We start from the raw sequence: 17,427 nt of genomic DNA on the forward strand, positions 1-17,427 counted from the left end.
CTCCAGCCCGAGGTCTGGCAGTGCGTGCGCAGCATCAGGCTCTTGGGGTTCTTCGCGTTGAAGCCCTTCATGATGCGCGTCCACAGCAGCCGGGCGGCGCGCATCTTCGCGATCTCGAGATAGAAGTTCATCCCGATCGCCCAGAAGAAGCTCAGGCGGCCGGCGAACTCGTCCACGTCCAGGCCCTTGGCCAGCGCGGTCTTCACATACTCCTTGCCGTCGGCCAGCGTGAAGGCCAGCTCCAGCGCCTGGTTGGCGCCGGCTTCCTGCATGTGGTAGCCCGAGATCGAGATCGAGTTGAACTTCGGCATCTTCTGCGCCGTGTACTCGATGATGTCGCCGATGATCCGCATGCTCGGCTCGGGCGGGAAGATGTAGGTGTTGCGGACCATGAACTCCTTGAGGATGTCGTTCTGGATGGTCCCGCTCAACTTGTCTTGCGACACGCCCTGCTCTTCGGCCGCCACCACGTAGCCAGCCAGCACCGGCAGCACCGCGCCGTTCATCGTCATCGACACGCTCACCTTGTCGAGCGGGATGCCGTCGAACAGGATCTTCATGTCCTCGACCGAGTCGATCGCGACCCCTGCCTTGCCCACGTCACCCGTCACGCGCGGGTGGTCGCTGTCATAGCCGCGGTGGGTGGCCAGGTCGAACGCGACGCTGACACCCTGCGCGCCGGCGGCCAGCGCCTTGCGGTAGAAGCGGTTCGATTCTTCGGCGGTCGAGAAGCCTGCGTACTGGCGGATCGTCCACGGCCGCACCGCATACATCGTGGCCTGCGGGCCGCGGATGAAGGGCTCGAAGCCCGGCAGCGTGTCGGCATGCGGCAGGTTCGCCGTGTCGGCCGCGGTGTACAGCGGCTTCACGGTCAGCCCTTCGGGCGTGACCCAATTCAGCGCGGCCACATTGCCACCGGGGGCCGACTTGGCCGCCGCCTTCTCCCATTGGGCCAGCGTGGCGGGGGCGAACTCTTTCGGATGGGTCATCGGAAACTCCTGCTTGCCACGCATGATACGTTATGCATAATTATGAATTCAAGCTTGACACCGATCTGACAATCAGCCAAACCGTGCCCGAAGTCGCCACGTCGCTCGCCCCACGCGCCCTGTACCAGCAGGTGGCCGAGCGGCTGCGCGAGCAGATTTTCAACCGTGAGCTCGAGCCCGGCAGCTGGATCGACGAGCTGAAGCTCGCGCAGGAATACGGCATCAGCCGCACGCCATTGCGCGAGGCGCTGAAGGTGCTGGCCGTCGAGGGCCTGGTGACGATGAAGGTGCGGCGCGGCGCCTACGTCACCGAGATGTCGGCCGCCGATGTGCAGCAGGTCTACCGCCTGCTCGGGCTGCTCGAGGCAGACGCTGCCGCCGAAGTGGCCGAGAACGCCAGCGACGGCGAGATCGCCGAGCTGCGCGGCCTGCACGACAAGCTCGAAAAGCAGGCCCGCCACCGCGACGCGTTCTTCGCGATCAACGAGCAGTTCCACCTGCGCCTGCTGGCCATCGCCGGCAACCGCTGGCGCAGCCAGATCGTCGGCGACCTGCGCAAGGTGATGAAGCTCAACCGCCACCACTCGCTGTTCAAGCAAGGGCGGATCGCCGAGTCGCTGGCCGAACACCGCGCGGTGATGCAGGCGCTCGAAACGCGCCGGCCCGACCAGGCCGCGCGCCTGATGCGCGAGCACTTCGCCAACGGCTTGGCGGCCGCCACGCCGGTGGCCGCCTCAGTGGCGGCTGAGCGCTGATCTGCCGCGCCCGCGGCGCAGCGCTCAGGCCGCCAGGGCCTCGGCCGGCGCCGAATCGATCAGCGGCAGCAAGGCCGCCAGCACCTCGTCGTACCAGGCTTCGCTGCCGTGGATCCAGTCGACGCCGCCGTTCTCGTCGCGGTCCGGGCGGTAGTAGCGCGCCTCGCTGCCATCGAAGCCGCTGACACCCATCAGCTCGCGCACCGAACACGTCTCGCAGCCCAACTCTTGCAGCGCATGCCGCGCCAGCGATTCGTAGGCGTCGAGTGCGGCCAGGTGCGGCTGCATGCGCGGGTTGCGCGATTGCATCGGCGGGTCGGTCAGGGCGATGACGCGAAAGCCTCGCGCCAGCACCGCCTCGACGACGCTGAGCCGCTCGCGGTTGAGGCGCCGGTAGTAGGCCAGGGCCTGCTCGGTATCGACCTCACCATCTGGAAACTGGCTGGCCACCCAGGCCGCGAACGGCTGGGCCGCCACATGGGTGTGCAACCCGATGTTGGTGATGACCACACGCTGCGCCGCCGGCACCGGATGGTCGGGGGCAAAGAACGGCAGCATGCCGGCCCAGATGCGGCGCGACTTGGCGCCCTCGAGCGGCACGAAGATCTCGTCGCGGTCGAGGTGGAACTGGTTCTTGTACCAGCTCGATCCCCGCATGATCATGTTGCCGACATGCTCGACACCCCGCCGCTGCAAAGCGCGAGACAGAAAGGTCATGTGGCTGTCGCCCAGCAGGCACAGGCGCGCGCCCGGCGGGCTGCCCACGGCCTCGGCGCCCGAGCGGGCAAACGACTCCAGCAAGGCCTCTTCGCAGCTCAGTTCACCGTCGTCGTCGGCCGCGGGTTCGGCGGGGGCTGGCACGACGACCGGCGCAGCGGTCGCTTCGTCCCCCAACCCCAACCCGGCCGCGAAATGGCGCATCACGAATTCGACGCCCTCGTGCTTGACCGAGCGCAGGTTGGCTTCGTAGTAGCGGCCACCACTTTGCAGCCCCGCGATGATCTCGTACGACGGGAAGTAGTCCACATCGTCGCGGCGCGCCACCAGCTCGCCGGCCGCCGCACGCAGCACCGACTTCGAATGCATCGTCGCCGTCAACACATGCCCGCCCGACGCAGTGGCCGTGAGCGGCACCGGTGAGACGGTCAACAAGAAACGCATGCCGGGCCGCACCTGGCGCAACCGGTCCATCGTGGCATTCAGGCGGGTGACGACGTCTGCCGTGCCGTGGTTGACGAAGCGATGCAGGCCGGCGTCGAACTGGCCGCGCACCGTGCCCGGGCACATCGGGTAGGCGTACCCGTCCACATGCTGCCAACCCTCGGTCAAGCCGAGCGTGAAGACCAGCACGTCGATCTGCGACAAGGCCTCGCGGATGCAGGCCAGCGTGTGCGCACGGGCGCGCAGCACCTCTGCCGCCGTGGCGTAGCCGCCGGCCGGCACGGTGGGCCGGAAGGGGTCGAAGAATCGGCCGTCGTCTTCCCACACCTCATCTGGCGGCACCGCATCGCCCAGGGCCCACGAGACCCATTGCTCGAGCAGGGCCACGGTGTAGATGTTGGCTGTGCGAAACGAGAACACGCCCCAGCCGCCGGCCTCGGCATCGGCTGCCGACAGCCCTGCGGGCGCCGGCTCGGAATCGACCCACGCGTAACCGTGCGAGCGCAGCCAGCGGCTGATGTGCTGCGCAAAGCACGAGCCCGCCGTGGCAAAGCGTGTGCCGGCGTGGATGTCGAACCGCGGCGACCACAACGCCTCGAACGGCCGGTCGGCGCGGTCGGCGACCGCCGCCTTCCAGAAGGCCTTGGCAGGCAGGTCGCTGTAGGGGTGGGTGAGTTGGTGCATGGTCGGCCTCCGCCGTTCGAGTGTGACCAAACGGCGGCCGGGCAATCGCTCGAAATGGCCGGGCAGCGCCGGCAAATCGGCCCGCGATAATTTCGCGCCTGTTGCCGAACCCACGATGACCCCTGCCACCGAACCCACCTGGACCGCCGCCTCGCTGGCCGCCGCCCTTGACGCCAGCCGGGCCCACACCCTGGCCCTGTTTCACCGGCTGCAGGCCGCCATCGGCGCCCAGGCCCTGCCGCGCTACCTGCCCGAGCTGAGCCCGCCGCTGTGGGACCTGGGCCACCTGGCCTGGTTCGAAGGCTGGTGGACCAGCCGCCACCCAGGCCTGATGGCCGGCACCGACGACGCCAACGCCCCGCGCGCGCCCCTGGCGTTGCTGCCGAAGGCCGACGCCTGGTTCGACGACCGCCGCGTCAACCACCCCGCGCGCTGGAACCAGCCGCTGCCCAGCACCGCCGCCCTGCTCGACTGGGCGCGCCGCACCCGCGCCCAAAGCCTGGCGCTGCTGCCGGCTGCCGCGCGCCGCCCGCAGGCCCTGGCCCTGTTCGCCAAGGTGCTCGATGCCGAAGACCGCCTGCACGAAGACTGGCTGGCCATCGCGCAGACGCTGGGCATCGACCCCGGCGCCGCAGCCGACGATGCTGCCCCCCTGCCACATGCGCCCGACGAGCCGCCCGCCGTCGACAGCCACCCGGTCTCATGGGCCCGCTTCCTGCCATTCGTCGACGCCGGCGGCTACACCCAGCGCGAGTTCTGGACGGCCGAAGGCTGGGACTGGCGCAAGCGCGCCGGCCTGACCCGCCCGCGCCACGTGCCCGCGCCCGAGGGCGACGAAGCGCCCCGCCGCGCCCGCTTCGGCCAATGGGTGCCGCTGGACCCGATGCAGCCCGCCATGCACCTGAGCGCGCACGAGGCCGAAGCCTGGTGCCGCTGGGCCGGCCGCCGGCTGCTCACGGCCGGCGAGTGGCGCGCCGCCCAGTCAGCCGCCGAAGGTTTTGCCTGGGGCGAAGTGTGGGAATGGGTGCGCAGCGACACGGCCGTGGATGCCGAAGCCGCGGACGACACCACACCGCCGACCACCCCGCCGCCGCAACTGATCGGCGCCTCGTTCGCCACCGCCCCGCACCTGCGCCAGCAACCCACTACCCGCGAGATGCCCGCCGACCGCAACGATGGCTTCTGGGGTTTCCGCAGCGCTGCGATATAGGCCCCCACGCCCCCTCCCGGGGGCTTGCCCCTCGAGGGGGCTCGCGCAGCGGACCGGCGTAGCCGGATCCGCGCACGCCACTTGAAGAGGCCCGGGATGCACCGGGCCGGGAGATCGCGCAAAACCTACGGTTTGCGTAGTTTGACCGCCTCGCCGGCGATCATCGAGGCGAGCATGCGGCCAACCACCATCGGGTCCAGCCCCGGGTCGTCGAACAGCATCTCCTGCGTCGCATAGGCGGCCTCGATCGCCAGCCGCGCGAAGATCTGCACGTCGGCCCGCTCGGCCTGGGGGTGTGCGGCCATGAACGCCTGCTCGATGATGCCGCTAACGTGCCGGTGCGACGCGATGCGCACCTCTTGCAGCGCTGGCACCGCACGCAGTGCGCGCGTGATCCACACCCCGGCCGGCGCAGCCACGGTCACCTCGACCGTCTGGGTGAACAAGTCCATCACGCTGGCCTCCAGCCGCGCGCGCGGCTGCGCCAGCGTCTCGGGCGTGGCCCAGTTTTCCAGCAACTGGTTCTGCACCGCCATCAAGCGCTCGCCCAACTCGTGCAGCAGCGCGTACTTGTTCGGGAAGTAGCGGTACAGCGCCGGCGGCGTCAGCCCGGCGCGCTCGCAGACGAGGTTGGTCGACCAGCGCTCGACCCCCACCTCGCCCAGCAGATCGGCTGCGACCCCGAGGAGGCGCTCGTAGGTCTCGAGCGCCCGGCCCTGCCGCGGCACCGCTTTGGGGCGCAAATCCGGCCCGGCGTCGGCCGCGCCTTTGGACGAGCCCGAGGGGCGGGTCTTGGTGGCAGCGCGGCGGGTGGACGGGTCGGCAGATCGGGGCATGGTGCTTCAGGGTTGTCCCCGGGTGGAATTCTAGGCACGGCTATACGATAGTTATAGCTATGTTTTGTAGCGACATACCCTGTCACCACGGCCGCCTCGGCGCGTGGGGCCTGTTCGGCGCCACCGCGTTGCTGAGCCTGGCCGCTTGCAGCCGGCCCGCCGAGACCCCCGCCACCACCTCGGCCTCGGTCGCCGCCAGCGCGCCACTGGCCGACATGCGCCTGGCCGGCTTGTACGACCGCGCCTGCGCCAGTTGCCACGAGGTCACCGGCACCGGCGCACCCCAGCACGGCGACCGCCAGGCCTGGGCCCCGCGCGAGGCAGCCGGCGTGCCGGCCCTGGTGGCCAGCGTGCGCCAAGGCAAAGGCGCGATGCCCCCGATGGGCTGGTGCCCCGAGTGCAGCGACGACGATCTCACCACGCTGATCGCCCATTTGCGCGGGGTGCCTCAATGAGCCCCGCACGGCCGCCCGAAGGGGCTCGCTCCCTCTCGGAGGGACGGGCCGCAGGCCCTGGGGAGCCGTCATGAGCCGCCGCGCGCTGTTGCGCGGCATCGGTGCCGCGGGTGTGGCGGCGGCGCTGCGGCCGGTGTCTGCATGGGCCGCCGGCCCGGCAGCATCGGGTGCCCCGTCGGCGGCGCCGAAGCCAGCCTGGCACAACTGGTCGGGCCTGCAAAGCTGCCAACCCGCGGCCTGGGCCGTGCCGGCCACCGAAGACGAGACGCTGGCCTTGCTGCGCAACGCAGCGGCGCCCCTGCGCAGCGTCGGCGCCGGCCACTCGTTCACGCAATTGGTGCCAACTGAAGGCACGCTGCTGTCGATGGACCGGTTGGCTGGCCTGCGGGCGCACGACGCCGCCGCCGGCACCGCCACGCTGGGCGCCGGCACGCGCCTGGCCGCGGCCTCGCGTGCGCTCGACGCGGTGGGCCTGGCCTTTCTCAACCTGCCCGACATCGACGTGCAGACGCTGGCCGGCGCGCTGGCCACCGCCACCCACGGCACCGGCGCCAAGCTGCCCGCGCTGCACGCCGAGGCGCAGCAGCTGACGCTGTTGACCCCGCGTGGCGAGCGCATCGTCTGCAGCCGCACGCAACGGCCCGAGGTGTTCGCCGCCGCGCAGGTGTCGCTCGGCGCGCTCGGCGTGCTGAGCGAGGTCACGCTGCGGGTGCGGCCACGCCATGTGCTGCACCGCCGCGTGTGGCTGATGCCGACCGAAGAGCTGTTGCAGGCCGTGCCCACGCTGGCCGCCACGCACCACCAGTTCGAGTGTTATCTGTTGCCGCACACCGGCTACGGCGCCGCGATCACGCACGACGAAGTCAACGAGGCGCCACGCACTCGGCCACCGGCGCCGGACGAAGACGTGCTGCGCGACCTGAAGCGCCTGCGCGACTGGTTCGGCCGCTGGCCCGCGCTGCGGCGCTGGGTGGCGCAGAAGGCGATCGACCCGACGATGACCGAAGAGGCGACCGACTGGTCGTGGAAGCTGCTGTCCACGCAGCGCCCGACCCGCTTCAACGAAAGCGAATGCCATGTGCCGCGCGAGCAGGGCGTGGCCTGCCTGCGCGAGGTGCTGGCCACGCTGGAGAAACGCGACGACGTGTTCTTCCCGATCGAGTTTCGCTTCATCGCGGCAGACGACGCGTGGCTGTCCCCCTTCCACGGCCGCGACAGCTGCTCGATCGCCGTGCACGCGGCGCACGACGAGCCCTGGGACTACCTGGTGAAAGACATCGGCGCCGTCTACCGCCGCCACGCCGGCCGGCCCCACTGGGGCAAGCTGCACGACCGCACCGCCGCCGAGCTGCGCGCGCTGTACCCACGCTGGAACGATTTCCAGCAGGTGCGGCGCGAGCTGGATCCGACCGGCCGCATGCTCAACCCCTATCTGCGCCGCCTGTTCGGCGAGACTTGACGATGAAACGACGCAACTTGCTGCTGGGTGGCACAGCCGCCGCAGCCGCGGCCGCCTGGGTGGCCCGCCCGAACGACCAAGGGGGCGGCCACGACAGCTACTTCAGCCAGCTCGCCGCTGCGCTGGCCGGCCTGCCGGCGATGCCGATGCTGGTGGTCGACCGCCAGCGCCTGCACGCCAACCTGGCCCAGATCCGCCAGACGGCCCATGCCAAGCTGCCGCTGCGGGTGGTGGTCAAGTCGCTTCCGTCGTTAGGCCTGATCGACGAGGCGCTGGCCGCGTGGCAGACACCACGCGCCATGCTGTTCAACGCGCCGCAACTGGCCCTGGTCGCCAAGGAGCGCCCGGCGACCGACATGCTGCTCGGCAAGCCCTTGCCCGCATCGGCCGCCCGCTGGGTGCTTGAGCAGCCAGCCGGCGATGGCTTCGACCCGACGCGCCAGATCCAGTGGCTGATCGACACGCCGCAGCGCCTGGCCGAGTACCGCGCGCTGGCCAAGGCGCGCGGCCAGGCGATGCGGGTCAACATCGAGATCGATGTCGGGCTGCACCGCGGCGGTGTCGAGAGCGAGGCGGTGCTGGCGCAGATGCTGGACCTGCTGAAAGAGGAGCCGCTGCTGCCGTTTGCCGGCTTCATGGGCTACGACGCGCACCTGGCCGCCATCCCCGACCTGGCCGGCAACCGCGCCAGCGCCCAGGCCGAAGCCCAGCGCCGCTACAGCGCGATGCTGGCACTGGCGCAGCAGCGCCTGGGGGGCCCGCAGCCGGGTTGGACGCTGAACGCCGCCGGCTCGCCCACCTTCCACCTGCACGACGACCAGCACGCACCGAACGAGCTGTCGGTCGGCTCAGCGGCCGTCAAGCCGTCGGACTTCGACAAGCCCTCGCTCGCCGCGCTGCAACCGGCCGCCTTCATCGCCACGCCGGTGCTGAAGGTGATGGACGAGTTTCGCCTGCCGGTCGGCGCGCAGACCGTGTCGAGCCTGGCCCGCTGGTGGGACGTGAACGAGCGCCGCGCGCTGGCGATGCACGGCGGCCACTGGCTGGCCGACCCGGTCTCGCCGCCCGGCGTGGCGCCCAGCGGCCTGTATGGGCCATCGTCGAACCAGCAGGTGATGGTGGCCTCGCCGTCGGTGCCGCTGGCGGTGGGCGACTGGGTCTTTCTGCGGCCACGCCAGAGCGAAGCGGTGTTCCTGCAATTCGGCGCGATCGTCGTGATTGACCAGGGCAAGCCGGTCGAGCGCTGGCCGGTCTTTCCCGCCTCAGCCTGAGCCTCGGCTTCGCATCAGAACCAGTTCACCAGGCCCGACTGCACGGCGCTCTGCGGGTTCGAGCCGGCGTCTCGCACGCGGCGCAGGGCTTCGTCCACCGGCAGGCCCAGGCGCTTGAGCACGCAGGCCGCCGCGGTGCCGGTGCGGCCCATGCCCGCCGCGCAATGCAGCAGCACCGCGCCGCCTTCGCGCAGCGTCCGTGCCACCGTGTCGACCGCGTCACGCAGGTCCGCCGCGTCGTCGGCCACGTCGTAGTTGCGCATCGGCACGTTGATCCAGGTGCCGGGCAGCGTGCCGGTGTCGATGGCCTGCCGATAGTCCGGCGACAACTCGGCCACCTCGCTCGGCTCGGTCAGGCACAGCGTCAAGGCCAGGTGGGTGCGCCGCGCTTCGTCGATGAAGTTGGCCCAGGGCTCCCAGCGCCCCGGCATCGAGCTGAGCCACAGCGCACCGGGCACACCGGCCGGCAGTTCAACGCGGCGAAAAGCCATTCATCATTCCTTCTGGCCGAGTGAAGCCGGCCGGGCGTTGGCCACAGGCTACAGCGTTTTGCGCACCACCACGCCGTCACCCACCTTGTCCCTGGCGACGACGAAGCCGGCGCGCTGGTAGAGCGTGAACGAGCCGGTGTGGTTGGCGGTGGGCGAGGTCTCGCCGGGCTTGGTCCAGGCGTCGACCGCCACCAGGCCATCGGCCCTCAGCATCTCGCACGCGGCCTTCAGCAAGGCCTGCGACACGCCGCGCCCGCGCCAGGCCGGCGCGACGACGAAGCAGGTGATCGCCCCGAGTTGGTCCGCCAACGGCTCGGGCGTCTCGTCGTCCATGATGCTGAAGCTGCGCCAGGGGCCGGCGTTGCACCAGCCCACCACCGCGCCGCCACCGTCCAACGCGACCACCCCCCGTTGCTGCCCATTGGCGATGCGGGTGCAGGCGCTGGCGCGGTTGTCGGCTGCGCTGCGGCTCTTCCACGCCACGGCCAGGTGGTCGGCGGTCGGAAACTGGCAGTAGCAACTGGCCCAGCGCGGGTTGTCGGCAAAGGCCACGTGGTCGAAGAAATGCAGCCACGCGGCCTGGTGGCGCGGGGCCATGGGTTCGACAGTGACATGGGCGAGGGCGGCATCGGGCGTCATGCCCGTGACAATGCCGCGGCCCGGCATGTCTGGCAAGACACACACGCGCCGCGCGGGCAATGCGCGCCACACCATCGGGCCGTCATGGCATGCTGCGCAGCCAGCCGTCTTGCATCGCCCTTCACTCTTCACCCGCCCATGGCCGACCATCCCTCGCCCGCCGCGCCCCTTGGATTGCCGAAGATCGACCGCCAGAACAGTCGCCACAGACGCCGGCGCTGGCCGTGGGTCGTCGCGGCGCTGGGCGCGGTCGGCGTGGCCATCGCGCTGTTCGCGCCACGCAAGGCCGAGGTGCAGGCCGCCACGGTGCAAACGGCCTACCCGTCACAGCAATACAACCAGCTCGCGGCCTCGGGCTATGTGGTGGCGCAGCGCCGCGCCGCCGTGTCGTCCAAGGGCACCGGGCGGCTGGTGGAGCTGAACGTGCGCGAAGGCAGCCTGGTGAAAAAGGGCGAGCTGCTGGCCCGGCTCGACGCCGCCGATGTGGACGCCAGCCTGGGGGTCAGCGAGGCCGGCGTGCGGCAGACCGAGGCGGCAGTGCGGCAGGCCGCAGCGAACGTGAAGCTGGCGCAAGCCCAGCAGGCCAATGCCGACGACGAGTTGCAGCGCACGCTGGGCCTGGCGGCGCAATCCTTCGTCTCGCCGCAGGCGGTGGACGCTGCGCGCACCCGCGCCCGCACCGCCGCCGCCGGCACCGCCGCCGCCGAGGCCGCGCTGGCCACTGCTCGCGCCGCCATCGGGCAGGCGAAGGCCCAGGTCAAGGTGCAGCGGGTCAACCGCGATTCGACCGAGATCCGCGCCCCGTTCGACGGCGTGGTGCTGGTCAAGAACGCCAACGTCGGCGACCTGATCACGCCGTTCTCCAACGCGGCCGGCACCTCGGGCGCGGTGGTGACGATGGCCGATCTGTCGACGCTGGAGGTCGAGGCCGATGTGTCCGAGTCCAGCGTCGGCAAGGTCAAGCCCGACCAGCCGGTGGAGATCACGCTCGACGCGCTGCCCGACACCCGCTTTCGCGGCAGCGTCGCGCGCATCGTGCCCACGGTCGACCGCGCCAAGGCCACGGTGATGACCAAGATCCGCTTCGAAAAACTCGACCCGCGGGTGCTGCCCGAGATGAGCGCCAAGGTCAACTTCCTGTCGCAAGCGCCGAGCGACGCCGACCAGAAGCCGGTGATGGCCGTGAACCCGAAGGCCATCGCCGAGCGTGACGGCAAGAAGATCGTGTTTCGCATCGGCGCCGGCGACAAGCTCGAAGCGGTGCCGGTGACACCCGGCCGCACGCTGGGTGACGTGGTGGAGATCGCGGCCGGTGCGCTGCAGCGCGGCGACCGCGTGGTGCTGAGCCCCGGCGACAAGCTCGCCGCGGGCGCCGCCGTGGCCGTGGCCTCGAAGTGAGGGCGGCCCGATGAGCGCCACCACCGCGGCCGGCCCACCGGCCCAGGGCACGCCCGGCAGCGAGCCGCCGCTGATCCGCATCCGCTCGCTCAGCAAGGCCTACCGCCGCGGCCGGCTCGACATCCCGGTGCTGGAAGACATCAACCTCGATGTCCGATCGGGCGAGTTCGTCGCGCTGATGGGTCCGTCGGGCTCGGGCAAGACCACGCTGCTGAACCTGATCGCCGGCATCGACCAAGCCAGCAGCGGCACGATCGAGATCGCCGGCGTGGACATCGCCACGCTGAGCGAAGGCCAGCTGGCCGATTGGCGCGCGGCCAACGTCGGCTTCATCTTCCAGTTCTATAACCTTCTGCCGGTACTGACCGCGTTCGAGAACATCGAACTGCCGCTGCTGCTGACCCGCCTGTCGCCGCGCGAGCGCGGCGAGCGCGTGGACGCGCTGCTGGCGCTGGTGGGCCTGGCCGACCGCGCCGACCACCGGCCCAACGAGCTCTCTGGCGGCCAGCAGCAGCGGGTGGCGATCGCGCGTGCGCTGGTCACCGACCCGCGCCTCATCGTGGCCGACGAGCCCACCGGCGACCTCGACCGCACCACCGGCGAAGAGGTGCTGCAGCTGATGGACCGGCTGGTGCGTGAGCTCGGCAAGACCATCGTGATGGTCACCCACGACCCCAAGGCCGCCGCCAAGGCGCAGCGCATGGTGCACCTGGAAAAAGGCGTGCTGGTGGACGAGGCGCCGGCCTGACCGGCGCAGCACCACCTCTCAGGCCCACCAAGACGATCGACATGTTCCTGCTCAAGCTGCTGCTGCGCAACGCCTTTCGCCACCGGCTGCGAACCGGGCTGACGATCGTCGGCCTGGTGGTGGCGGTGTGTGCGTTCGGCCTGCTGCGCACGCTGATCGACGCCTGGTATGCGGGCGTGGCGGCGAGCTCCAGCACGCGGCTGGTCACGCGCAGCGCGGTGTCGCTGACCTTCCCGCTGCCTTTGAGCTATGCGCAGCGGCTGAAGGCGGTCGACGGGGTCACGACGATCTCGTGGGCCAACTGGTTCGGCGGGGTGTACCAGACCGAGCGCAATTTCTTCCCGCAGTTCGCGGTCGAGCCGGCGAGCTACCTGAAGCTGTACCCCGAGTACCGGCTGAGCGAAGACGAGAAGCAGGCCTTTCTGCGCGACCGCCAGGGCGCGATCGTCGGCCGCAAGCTCGCCAACACCTACGGCTGGAAGGTCGGCGACCAGATCCCCATCCGCGGCACGATCTACTCGGGCACCTGGACCTTCACGCTGCGCGGCATCTGGGACGGCGCCGAGGCCAAGACCGACGAGTCGCAGATGCTGTTCCATTGGCAGTACATCAACGAGACGCTGCGCAAGAAATACGGCCCGCGGGCCGATTTCGTCGGTGTCTATGTGCTGGGCATCGACGAGCCGCACAACGCCGCGCTGATCTCGCAGCGCGTCGACGCGCAGTTCAAGAACTCGGCCGCCGAGACGCTGACCGAGACCGAGGCCGCGTTCCAGCTGAGCTTCGTCTCGATGAGCGAGACCATCCTGGCGGCGATCGAGGCGGTCAGCTACATCATCATCGTGATCATCATGGTGGTGATGGCCAACACGATGACGATGACGGCGCGCGAGCGCATGGCCGAGTACGCGACGCTGAAGGCGCTGGGCTTCTCGCCCGGCTTCGTGGTGCGGCTGCTGTTCGGCGAAAGCCTGCTGATCGCGCTGATCGGCGGGGCGATCGGCCTGGCCGCCACCTTCCCGGCGGTGGCCGGCATCGCCGGCGCGCTGGGTTCGTTCCTGCCGGTGTTCAAGGTGCAGGCCTCGACGGTGGCGCTGCAGTGCGGTGCGGCCGCGGTGGTCGGCCTCGTGGCCGCCGCCTGGCCGGCCTGGCGCATGAGCCGGATCGACATCGTCCAAGGCCTGAGACATTTCACGTGAACACCCGGCTGCGGAGTACCGCATCCGCCCTCCGAGAGGGCGCTCAGGCCGCTTGGGAGCGGCCCGGCGCTGGCCTGAGCCCAGTGCTGCCACTGACGACGTAGGCACATGAAGGTCATACCGTTCAGCTACATCGCCCGCAACCTGTGGGTGCGGCGCGTGACCACGCTGCTGACGGCCGCGGGCATGGCGCTGGTGGTCTACACCTTCGCGACCGTGCTGATGATGAGCGAGGGCATCCGCGCGACGCTGGTGGCCACCGGCCAGGCCGACAACGTGCTGGTGCTGCGCAAGGGCGCGGGGGCCGAGATCAACAGCGGGGTCGACCGGGTGCAGGCCGGCATCCTCGAATCGTTGCCGGGTGTGGCCACCGGCCGCGCGGGCGAGCGGCTGGTGTCGAAGGAAACGGTGGTGCTCAACTCGCTGCCCAAGGCCGGCACCGGCAAGCCGAGCAACGTGACGATGCGCGGCATGGGCACGGCCGGCCCCACGCTGCGGCCACAGGTGAGGTTGACCGAAGGCCGCTGGTTCCGCGCCGGCACGGCCGAGATCGTGGTCGGCCACGCGGTGGCAGTGGGCTTCGAGGGCACACGCATCGGCGAGACGCTGCGCTTCGGCGGCCGCGACTGGCTGATCGTCGGCGCCTTCGACGCGGCCAAGACCGCGTTCGACTCCGAGATCTGGGGCGATGCGGACCTGATGATGCAGTCGTTTCGCCGCAGCGCGTATTCGACCGTGGTGTTCCGCCTGGCCAGCGCCGACGGGTTTGCCACGCTCAAGGCCGCGATCGACGGCGACCAGCGCCTGCAGGTCGACGCCAAGCCCGAGATCCAGTTCTACGAAGAGCAGAGCGAGGGCCTGGCCAAGTTCATCCGCATCCTGGGCACCGTGTTGTCGGTGATCTTCTCGATCGGCGCAATCGTCGGCGCGATGATCACGATGTTCGCCGCGGTGGCGCAACGCACCGGCGAGATCGGCACCTTGCGTGCGCTGGGGTTCCGGCGCGGCGCGGTGCTGCTGGCGTTCTTGTCCGAGAGCCTGCTGCTCAGCCTGGTGGGCGGCGTGCTGGGGCTGCTGGGTGCCAGCGTGATGCAGGCGGTCGACATCTCGACCACCAACTTCCAGACCTTCGCCGAGCTGGCGTTCCAGTTCAAGCTGACGCCCGGCATCGTGGCGCAGACGCTGGTCTTCTCGCTGGTGATGGGCTTTGTCGGCGGCTTCGTGCCGGCCTGGCGCGCCGCGCGGCTGAAGATCGTCGACTGCCTGCGGGCGGCCTGAACCAGGGCGGCACGCGGCCGCCCTCTTCTGCTCAGCGCATGCCGATCAGGCCAGTGCGTCGATGCGCGCGAGCGTGTCGAGGTCGCGGTGCAGCGCGACGATCTTCAGCGCGGCCTGCGCCGCCTCGGTGCCCTTCACGACGAAGTGTTCGCTGAAGTAGCGCCGGTGCTCGTCATGCTCGTGAAAGTGGTGCGGCGTCAGCACCGCCGACAGCACCGGCACGCCGGTCTCGAGCTGCACGCGCATCAGCCCGTCGATCACCGTGCCGGAGACGAAGTCGTGCCGGTAGATGCCGCCGTTGACGACGAAGCCGAAGGCCGCGATCGCTTCGTAGCGGCCGGTCTGCGCGAGCCGCCGCGCCAGCAGCGGGATCTCGAACACGCCGGGCACGTCGAAGGTCTCGACCTGGCCCGGCGGCCAGCCCTCGCGGGCCAGTTCGGCGAAGAACGCATCGCGCGCCCGGTCGACGATGTCGCGGTGCCAGGAGGCGCAAATGGCCGCGATGCGGCGCGGCGGCCGCGTGGGCTGCGACAACGCCTGGAGCTTGGGAGAAGCCAGAGAGGCAAGAGACTGATTCATGGTGTGTCCTTGAAAAGACGGTGGCCAGAATCAGGGCGCAGGAACGCACGGCTCGCACCGTCGCCCTGCTCGATGAGCAGGCGGTGCCAGCCGAAGCGGTTCTCTTTCATCCGGACTGTGACCGTCGGCCCCGGGATCACACCGGGTCTGCTGACCCCACTCAGCGGGAGCTGAATGGGCGCTCGCGGGCTCGGCAGGTTGCCCCGCCATCACCGCCGGTGGGGACTTTCACCCCGCCCTGAGAACGCTGGCGGCCCGCGAAGGCCGCCGGGTGGCAGTGTAGAACGCATCGCCGGGCGCTGTCAGCGCGATGCCCGGCTGGCCGGCCTCTTGTGCGGGCACGCCGGCATCACCCGGCCCCTGTCGGCGAAACCTTCTACGATGCGTAGCCAGACCTATCACGCCCGGAATCACGCCCGGAGAATGCCCCGCCATGAATGCCGTCGACGCCACGTTCTTCCCCGGCTTCGCGCCACGCCGCGTGGCCACCGACGAGGGGGTCGAGATCAATGCGCTGGTGGGGGGCAGCGGCCCGCCGCTGCTGGTGCTGCACGGCCACCCGCAGACGCATGTGATCTGGCACCGCGTGGCGGGCCGGCTCGCCGAGCGCTTCACGGTCGTGCTGGCCGACCTGCGCGGTTACGGCGACTCGTCCAAACCGGCCGGCACCGCCGACCACGGCAACTACAGCAAGCGCGTGATGGCGCGCGACATGCTGCGCCTGATGCAGGCGCTGGGCCATGCGCGTTTCGCAGTGCTGGCGCACGACCGCGGCGCGCGCGTGACGCACCGGCTCGCCGCCGATCACCCGCAAGCCGTGAGCCGCCTGGTGCTGCTGGACATTGCGCCCACTCTGGCGATGTACACGCAAACTACCGAGGCCTTTGCCCGCGCCTACTGGCACTGGTTCTTCCTGATCCAGCGCGCACCGATGCCCGAGCGCCTGCTCGAGGCCGACCCCGGCGCGTATGTGCGCGAGTTGATGGGCGCGCGCCATGCAGGACTCGGGCCGTTCGACCCTCGAGCACTCAACGAATACACCCGCTGCCTGAGCCAACCCGGCGCCGCGCACGCGCTGTGCGAGGACTACCGCGCTGCCGCGACGATCGACCTTGAGCATGACCGCGCCGATCGCGAGCAAGGGCTGAAGCTCGCGATGCCGCTGATGGTGTTGTGGGGCGCCAAGGGCATCGTGCAACGCTGCTTCGACCCGCTGGCCGAGTGGCAAAAGGTTGCAGCCGATGTGCGCGGCCAGGCCGTCGACTGCGGCCACTACATCCCCGAAGAGGCACCGGATCAGTTGCTCTCGGTCGCCCTGCCCTTCCTCGCCAACCAGGCCTGAGCCCGGGGGACCCAAAGCGCTCGCCCCCCGGCGGGTCGAGCGGCACCTTGGCGCCAACGCATGGGGCCGCGCCACGATTTGCGATCATCGCCCCCATGCGATTGCAACTTGCCTCCGACCTGCACCTCGAGCGTTACGCCGATTTCACGCTGCCGCACGCGCCCGGCGCCGACACCCTGGTGCTGGCCGGCGACATCGGCTCTTACCAGGCCAACTCGCGGCTGGGCGGCTCTGACTTCGGGCTCGAGCGCTTTGCCCCGGGCCAGCCAGGGGCGCCGTGGCAGCGCGTGCTGTACCTGCCGGGCAACCACGAGTACGACGGTCTCGACTTCGAAGAGGCCCATGCGCGGCTGCGCGCCACCTGCGAGCGGCTGGGCATCACCTGGCTCGAACGCGAAACGCTGGTGATCGACGGCATCCGCTTCGTCGGCACCACCTTGTGGAGTGATTTCGATGCACTGGCGCACGGCAAGAACACCGTGACCCAGCAGTTGCAGGCGCGCGAGAAAGCCTACCGCGCCGCCAACTTCTACCTGCAGCGCTTCACGGCCACCCGGTACGGCGAGCCAATGCTGGCCGAACAGTGGCGCCAGGTCGCGCTCGAATGCCAGCAATGGCTGCGCAACGCGTTGGCCGAGCCGTTCGACGGCACCACCGTCGTCGTCACCCATTACGCGCCGAGCCTGAGCAGCGCCGACCCGCGCTATGGCCTCACGCCCGGCACCGCGGGCTTCTGCAATGCGCTGGACGAGTTGTTCGACCTGGCCGACGTGTGGCTGCACGGCCACCTGCATTGCCCGAGCCATTACCGCGCCGGCCGCGACCAGCGCTGCGAGGTGTTCGCCAACCCGCGCGGCTATTTCAGCAAGGGCGAGCAAGAGACCTTCCGGCCCCAGTTCGCCATCGACGTGCCGCGGGCCTGAGCCCCGGCGG

The 17,427-nt window shown here is 70.2% G+C and carries 17 protein-coding genes and 1 riboswitch; of the genes, 11 read left to right on the forward strand and 6 right to left on the reverse strand.

What is annotated here, in order from left to right; all coding sequences use genetic code 11:
* Positions 1 to 989, reverse strand: a 989-nt coding sequence (locus ACE3SG_RS21570; RefSeq protein WP_374568279.1) for a methylmalonyl-CoA mutase family protein, incomplete at its 3' end; no start/stop codon positions are given.
* An 83-nt stretch (positions 990 to 1,072) separates the two neighbouring features.
* Here ACE3SG_RS21570 and ACE3SG_RS21575 point away from each other — a divergent pair.
* Entirely contained in the window at positions 1,073 to 1,744 is a 672-nt protein-coding gene (locus ACE3SG_RS21575; RefSeq protein WP_374568280.1) for a GntR family transcriptional regulator, read from the forward strand.
* Between the two features lie 24 nt (positions 1,745 to 1,768).
* Here the strand turns inward: ACE3SG_RS21575 and ACE3SG_RS21580 are convergent, their stop codons facing one another.
* Complete coding sequence (locus ACE3SG_RS21580; RefSeq protein WP_374568281.1) at positions 1,769 to 3,589, reverse strand: GSCFA domain-containing protein; 1,821 nt, start codon at positions 3,587 to 3,589, stop codon at positions 1,769 to 1,771.
* A 115-nt stretch (positions 3,590 to 3,704) separates the two neighbouring features.
* On the opposite strand from ACE3SG_RS21580, the gene ACE3SG_RS21585 reads away from it, so the two are divergent.
* Positions 3,705 to 4,799, forward strand: coding sequence for an SUMF1/EgtB/PvdO family nonheme iron enzyme (locus ACE3SG_RS21585; RefSeq protein ID WP_374568282.1), 1,095 nt, complete (start codon positions 3,705 to 3,707; stop codon positions 4,797 to 4,799).
* A 125-nt stretch (positions 4,800 to 4,924) separates the two neighbouring features.
* On the opposite strand, the gene ACE3SG_RS21590 is transcribed toward ACE3SG_RS21585, so the two are convergent.
* Positions 4,925 to 5,635 carry a TetR/AcrR family transcriptional regulator gene (locus ACE3SG_RS21590; RefSeq protein WP_374568283.1) on the reverse strand — a complete coding sequence of 237 codons (711 nt, stop codon included), beginning with the start codon at positions 5,633 to 5,635 and terminating at the stop codon, positions 4,925 to 4,927.
* Between the two features lie 59 nt (positions 5,636 to 5,694).
* Between ACE3SG_RS21590 and ACE3SG_RS21595 the strand changes: the two genes are divergently transcribed.
* The 3 genes from ACE3SG_RS21595 (at position 5,695) to ACE3SG_RS21605 (ending at position 8,820) form a co-directional block, all read left to right on the forward strand.
* On the forward strand, positions 5,695 to 6,090 hold the full coding sequence (locus tag ACE3SG_RS21595; RefSeq protein WP_374568284.1) for a cytochrome c5 family protein: 396 nt from the start codon (positions 5,695 to 5,697) through the stop codon (positions 6,088 to 6,090).
* Between the two features lie 70 nt (positions 6,091 to 6,160).
* Entirely contained in the window at positions 6,161 to 7,549 is a 1,389-nt protein-coding gene (locus ACE3SG_RS21600; protein ID WP_374568285.1) for a D-arabinono-1,4-lactone oxidase, read from the forward strand.
* A 2-nt stretch (positions 7,550 to 7,551) separates the two neighbouring features.
* The gene (locus ACE3SG_RS21605) at positions 7,552 to 8,820 is read left to right on the forward strand and encodes an alanine racemase (protein WP_374568286.1); all 1,269 of its coding nucleotides are present in this window, start codon (positions 7,552 to 7,554) and stop codon (positions 8,818 to 8,820) included.
* A gap of 14 nt (positions 8,821 to 8,834) precedes the next feature.
* Here ACE3SG_RS21605 and ACE3SG_RS21610 read toward each other — a convergent pair whose 3' ends face one another.
* Both ACE3SG_RS21610 and ACE3SG_RS21615 read right to left on the reverse strand, forming a co-directional pair.
* Positions 8,835 to 9,311 carry a dual specificity protein phosphatase family protein gene (locus tag ACE3SG_RS21610; protein ID WP_374568287.1) on the reverse strand — a complete coding sequence of 159 codons (477 nt, stop codon included), beginning with the start codon at positions 9,309 to 9,311 and terminating at the stop codon, positions 8,835 to 8,837.
* Between the two features lie 48 nt (positions 9,312 to 9,359).
* Complete coding sequence (locus tag ACE3SG_RS21615) at positions 9,360 to 9,908, reverse strand: N-acetyltransferase family protein (RefSeq protein ID WP_374568288.1); 549 nt, start codon at positions 9,906 to 9,908, stop codon at positions 9,360 to 9,362.
* Positions 9,909 to 10,088: 180 nt separating this feature from the next.
* Between ACE3SG_RS21615 and ACE3SG_RS21620 the strand changes: the two genes are divergently transcribed.
* From ACE3SG_RS21620 to ACE3SG_RS21635, 4 genes are all read left to right on the forward strand, one after another.
* A complete protein-coding gene (locus ACE3SG_RS21620; RefSeq protein ID WP_374568289.1) occupies positions 10,089 to 11,348 on the forward strand; it encodes an efflux RND transporter periplasmic adaptor subunit in 1,260 nt (419 codons plus the stop codon).
* A gap of 10 nt (positions 11,349 to 11,358) precedes the next feature.
* Positions 11,359 to 12,096 carry an ABC transporter ATP-binding protein gene (locus ACE3SG_RS21625; RefSeq protein WP_374568290.1) on the forward strand — a complete coding sequence of 246 codons (738 nt, stop codon included), beginning with the start codon at positions 11,359 to 11,361 and terminating at the stop codon, positions 12,094 to 12,096.
* A 41-nt stretch (positions 12,097 to 12,137) separates the two neighbouring features.
* Positions 12,138 to 13,295: an ABC transporter permease gene (locus ACE3SG_RS21630; RefSeq protein WP_374568291.1), complete on the forward strand. Its 1,158-nt coding sequence runs from the start codon at positions 12,138 to 12,140 to the stop codon at positions 13,293 to 13,295.
* A gap of 108 nt (positions 13,296 to 13,403) precedes the next feature.
* The gene (locus tag ACE3SG_RS21635) at positions 13,404 to 14,573 is read left to right on the forward strand and encodes an ABC transporter permease (RefSeq protein ID WP_374568292.1); all 1,170 of its coding nucleotides are present in this window, start codon (positions 13,404 to 13,406) and stop codon (positions 14,571 to 14,573) included.
* A gap of 45 nt (positions 14,574 to 14,618) precedes the next feature.
* On the opposite strand, the gene ACE3SG_RS21640 is transcribed toward ACE3SG_RS21635, so the two are convergent.
* A complete protein-coding gene (locus ACE3SG_RS21640; RefSeq protein WP_374568293.1) occupies positions 14,619 to 15,152 on the reverse strand; it encodes a 6,7-dimethyl-8-ribityllumazine synthase in 534 nt (177 codons plus the stop codon).
* Positions 15,153 to 15,246: 94 nt separating this feature from the next.
* Positions 15,247 to 15,402, reverse strand: a riboswitch (FMN riboswitch).
* 183 nt (positions 15,403 to 15,585) lie between these two features.
* Between ACE3SG_RS21640 and ACE3SG_RS21645 the strand changes: the two genes are divergently transcribed.
* Together ACE3SG_RS21645 and ACE3SG_RS21650 are read left to right on the forward strand one after the other, a co-directional pair.
* Positions 15,586 to 16,494 (forward strand): alpha/beta fold hydrolase, encoded by a 909-nt coding sequence (locus tag ACE3SG_RS21645; RefSeq protein WP_374568294.1) that lies wholly within the window; start codon positions 15,586 to 15,588, stop codon positions 16,492 to 16,494.
* A 95-nt stretch (positions 16,495 to 16,589) separates the two neighbouring features.
* Positions 16,590 to 17,417 (forward strand): metallophosphoesterase, encoded by an 828-nt coding sequence (locus ACE3SG_RS21650; protein ID WP_374568295.1) that lies wholly within the window; start codon positions 16,590 to 16,592, stop codon positions 17,415 to 17,417.
* Positions 17,418 to 17,427: the final 10 nt, after the last annotated feature.

It is taken from the genome of Ideonella sp., from assembly GCF_041914305.1.
Lineage (GTDB): Bacteria > Pseudomonadota > Gammaproteobacteria > Burkholderiales > Burkholderiaceae_C > Ideonella.

Excerpts from the sequence above, each read along its gene's own strand:
- ACE3SG_RS21600 (WP_374568285.1), top strand. The coding sequence starts at position 6,161 with ATGAGCCGCCGCGCGCTGTTGCGCGGCATCGGTGCCGCGGGTGTGGCG.
- ACE3SG_RS21640 (WP_374568293.1), bottom strand. The coding sequence starts at position 15,152 with ATGAATCAGTCTCTTGCCTCTCTGGCTTCTCCCAAGCTCCAGGCGTTG.
- ACE3SG_RS21605 (WP_374568286.1), top strand. The coding sequence starts at position 7,552 with ATGAAACGACGCAACTTGCTGCTGGGTGGCACAGCCGCCGCAGCCGCG.
- ACE3SG_RS21630 (WP_374568291.1), top strand. The coding sequence starts at position 12,138 with ATGTTCCTGCTCAAGCTGCTGCTGCGCAACGCCTTTCGCCACCGGCTG.
- ACE3SG_RS21580 (WP_374568281.1), bottom strand. The coding sequence starts at position 3,589 with ATGCACCAACTCACCCACCCCTACAGCGACCTGCCTGCCAAGGCCTTC.
- ACE3SG_RS21650 (WP_374568295.1), top strand. The coding sequence starts at position 16,590 with ATGCGATTGCAACTTGCCTCCGACCTGCACCTCGAGCGTTACGCCGAT.
- ACE3SG_RS21645 (WP_374568294.1), top strand. The coding sequence starts at position 15,586 with ATGAATGCCGTCGACGCCACGTTCTTCCCCGGCTTCGCGCCACGCCGC.
- ACE3SG_RS21620 (WP_374568289.1), top strand. The coding sequence starts at position 10,089 with ATGGCCGACCATCCCTCGCCCGCCGCGCCCCTTGGATTGCCGAAGATC.
- ACE3SG_RS21590 (WP_374568283.1), bottom strand. The coding sequence starts at position 5,635 with ATGCCCCGATCTGCCGACCCGTCCACCCGCCGCGCTGCCACCAAGACC.
- ACE3SG_RS21610 (WP_374568287.1), bottom strand. The coding sequence starts at position 9,311 with ATGGCTTTTCGCCGCGTTGAACTGCCGGCCGGTGTGCCCGGTGCGCTG.
- ACE3SG_RS21625 (WP_374568290.1), top strand. The coding sequence starts at position 11,359 with ATGAGCGCCACCACCGCGGCCGGCCCACCGGCCCAGGGCACGCCCGGC.
- ACE3SG_RS21585 (WP_374568282.1), top strand. The coding sequence starts at position 3,705 with ATGACCCCTGCCACCGAACCCACCTGGACCGCCGCCTCGCTGGCCGCC.
- ACE3SG_RS21615 (WP_374568288.1), bottom strand. The coding sequence starts at position 9,908 with ATGGCCCCGCGCCACCAGGCCGCGTGGCTGCATTTCTTCGACCACGTG.
- ACE3SG_RS21635 (WP_374568292.1), top strand. The coding sequence starts at position 13,404 with ATGAAGGTCATACCGTTCAGCTACATCGCCCGCAACCTGTGGGTGCGG.
- ACE3SG_RS21595 (WP_374568284.1), top strand. The coding sequence starts at position 5,695 with ATGTTTTGTAGCGACATACCCTGTCACCACGGCCGCCTCGGCGCGTGG.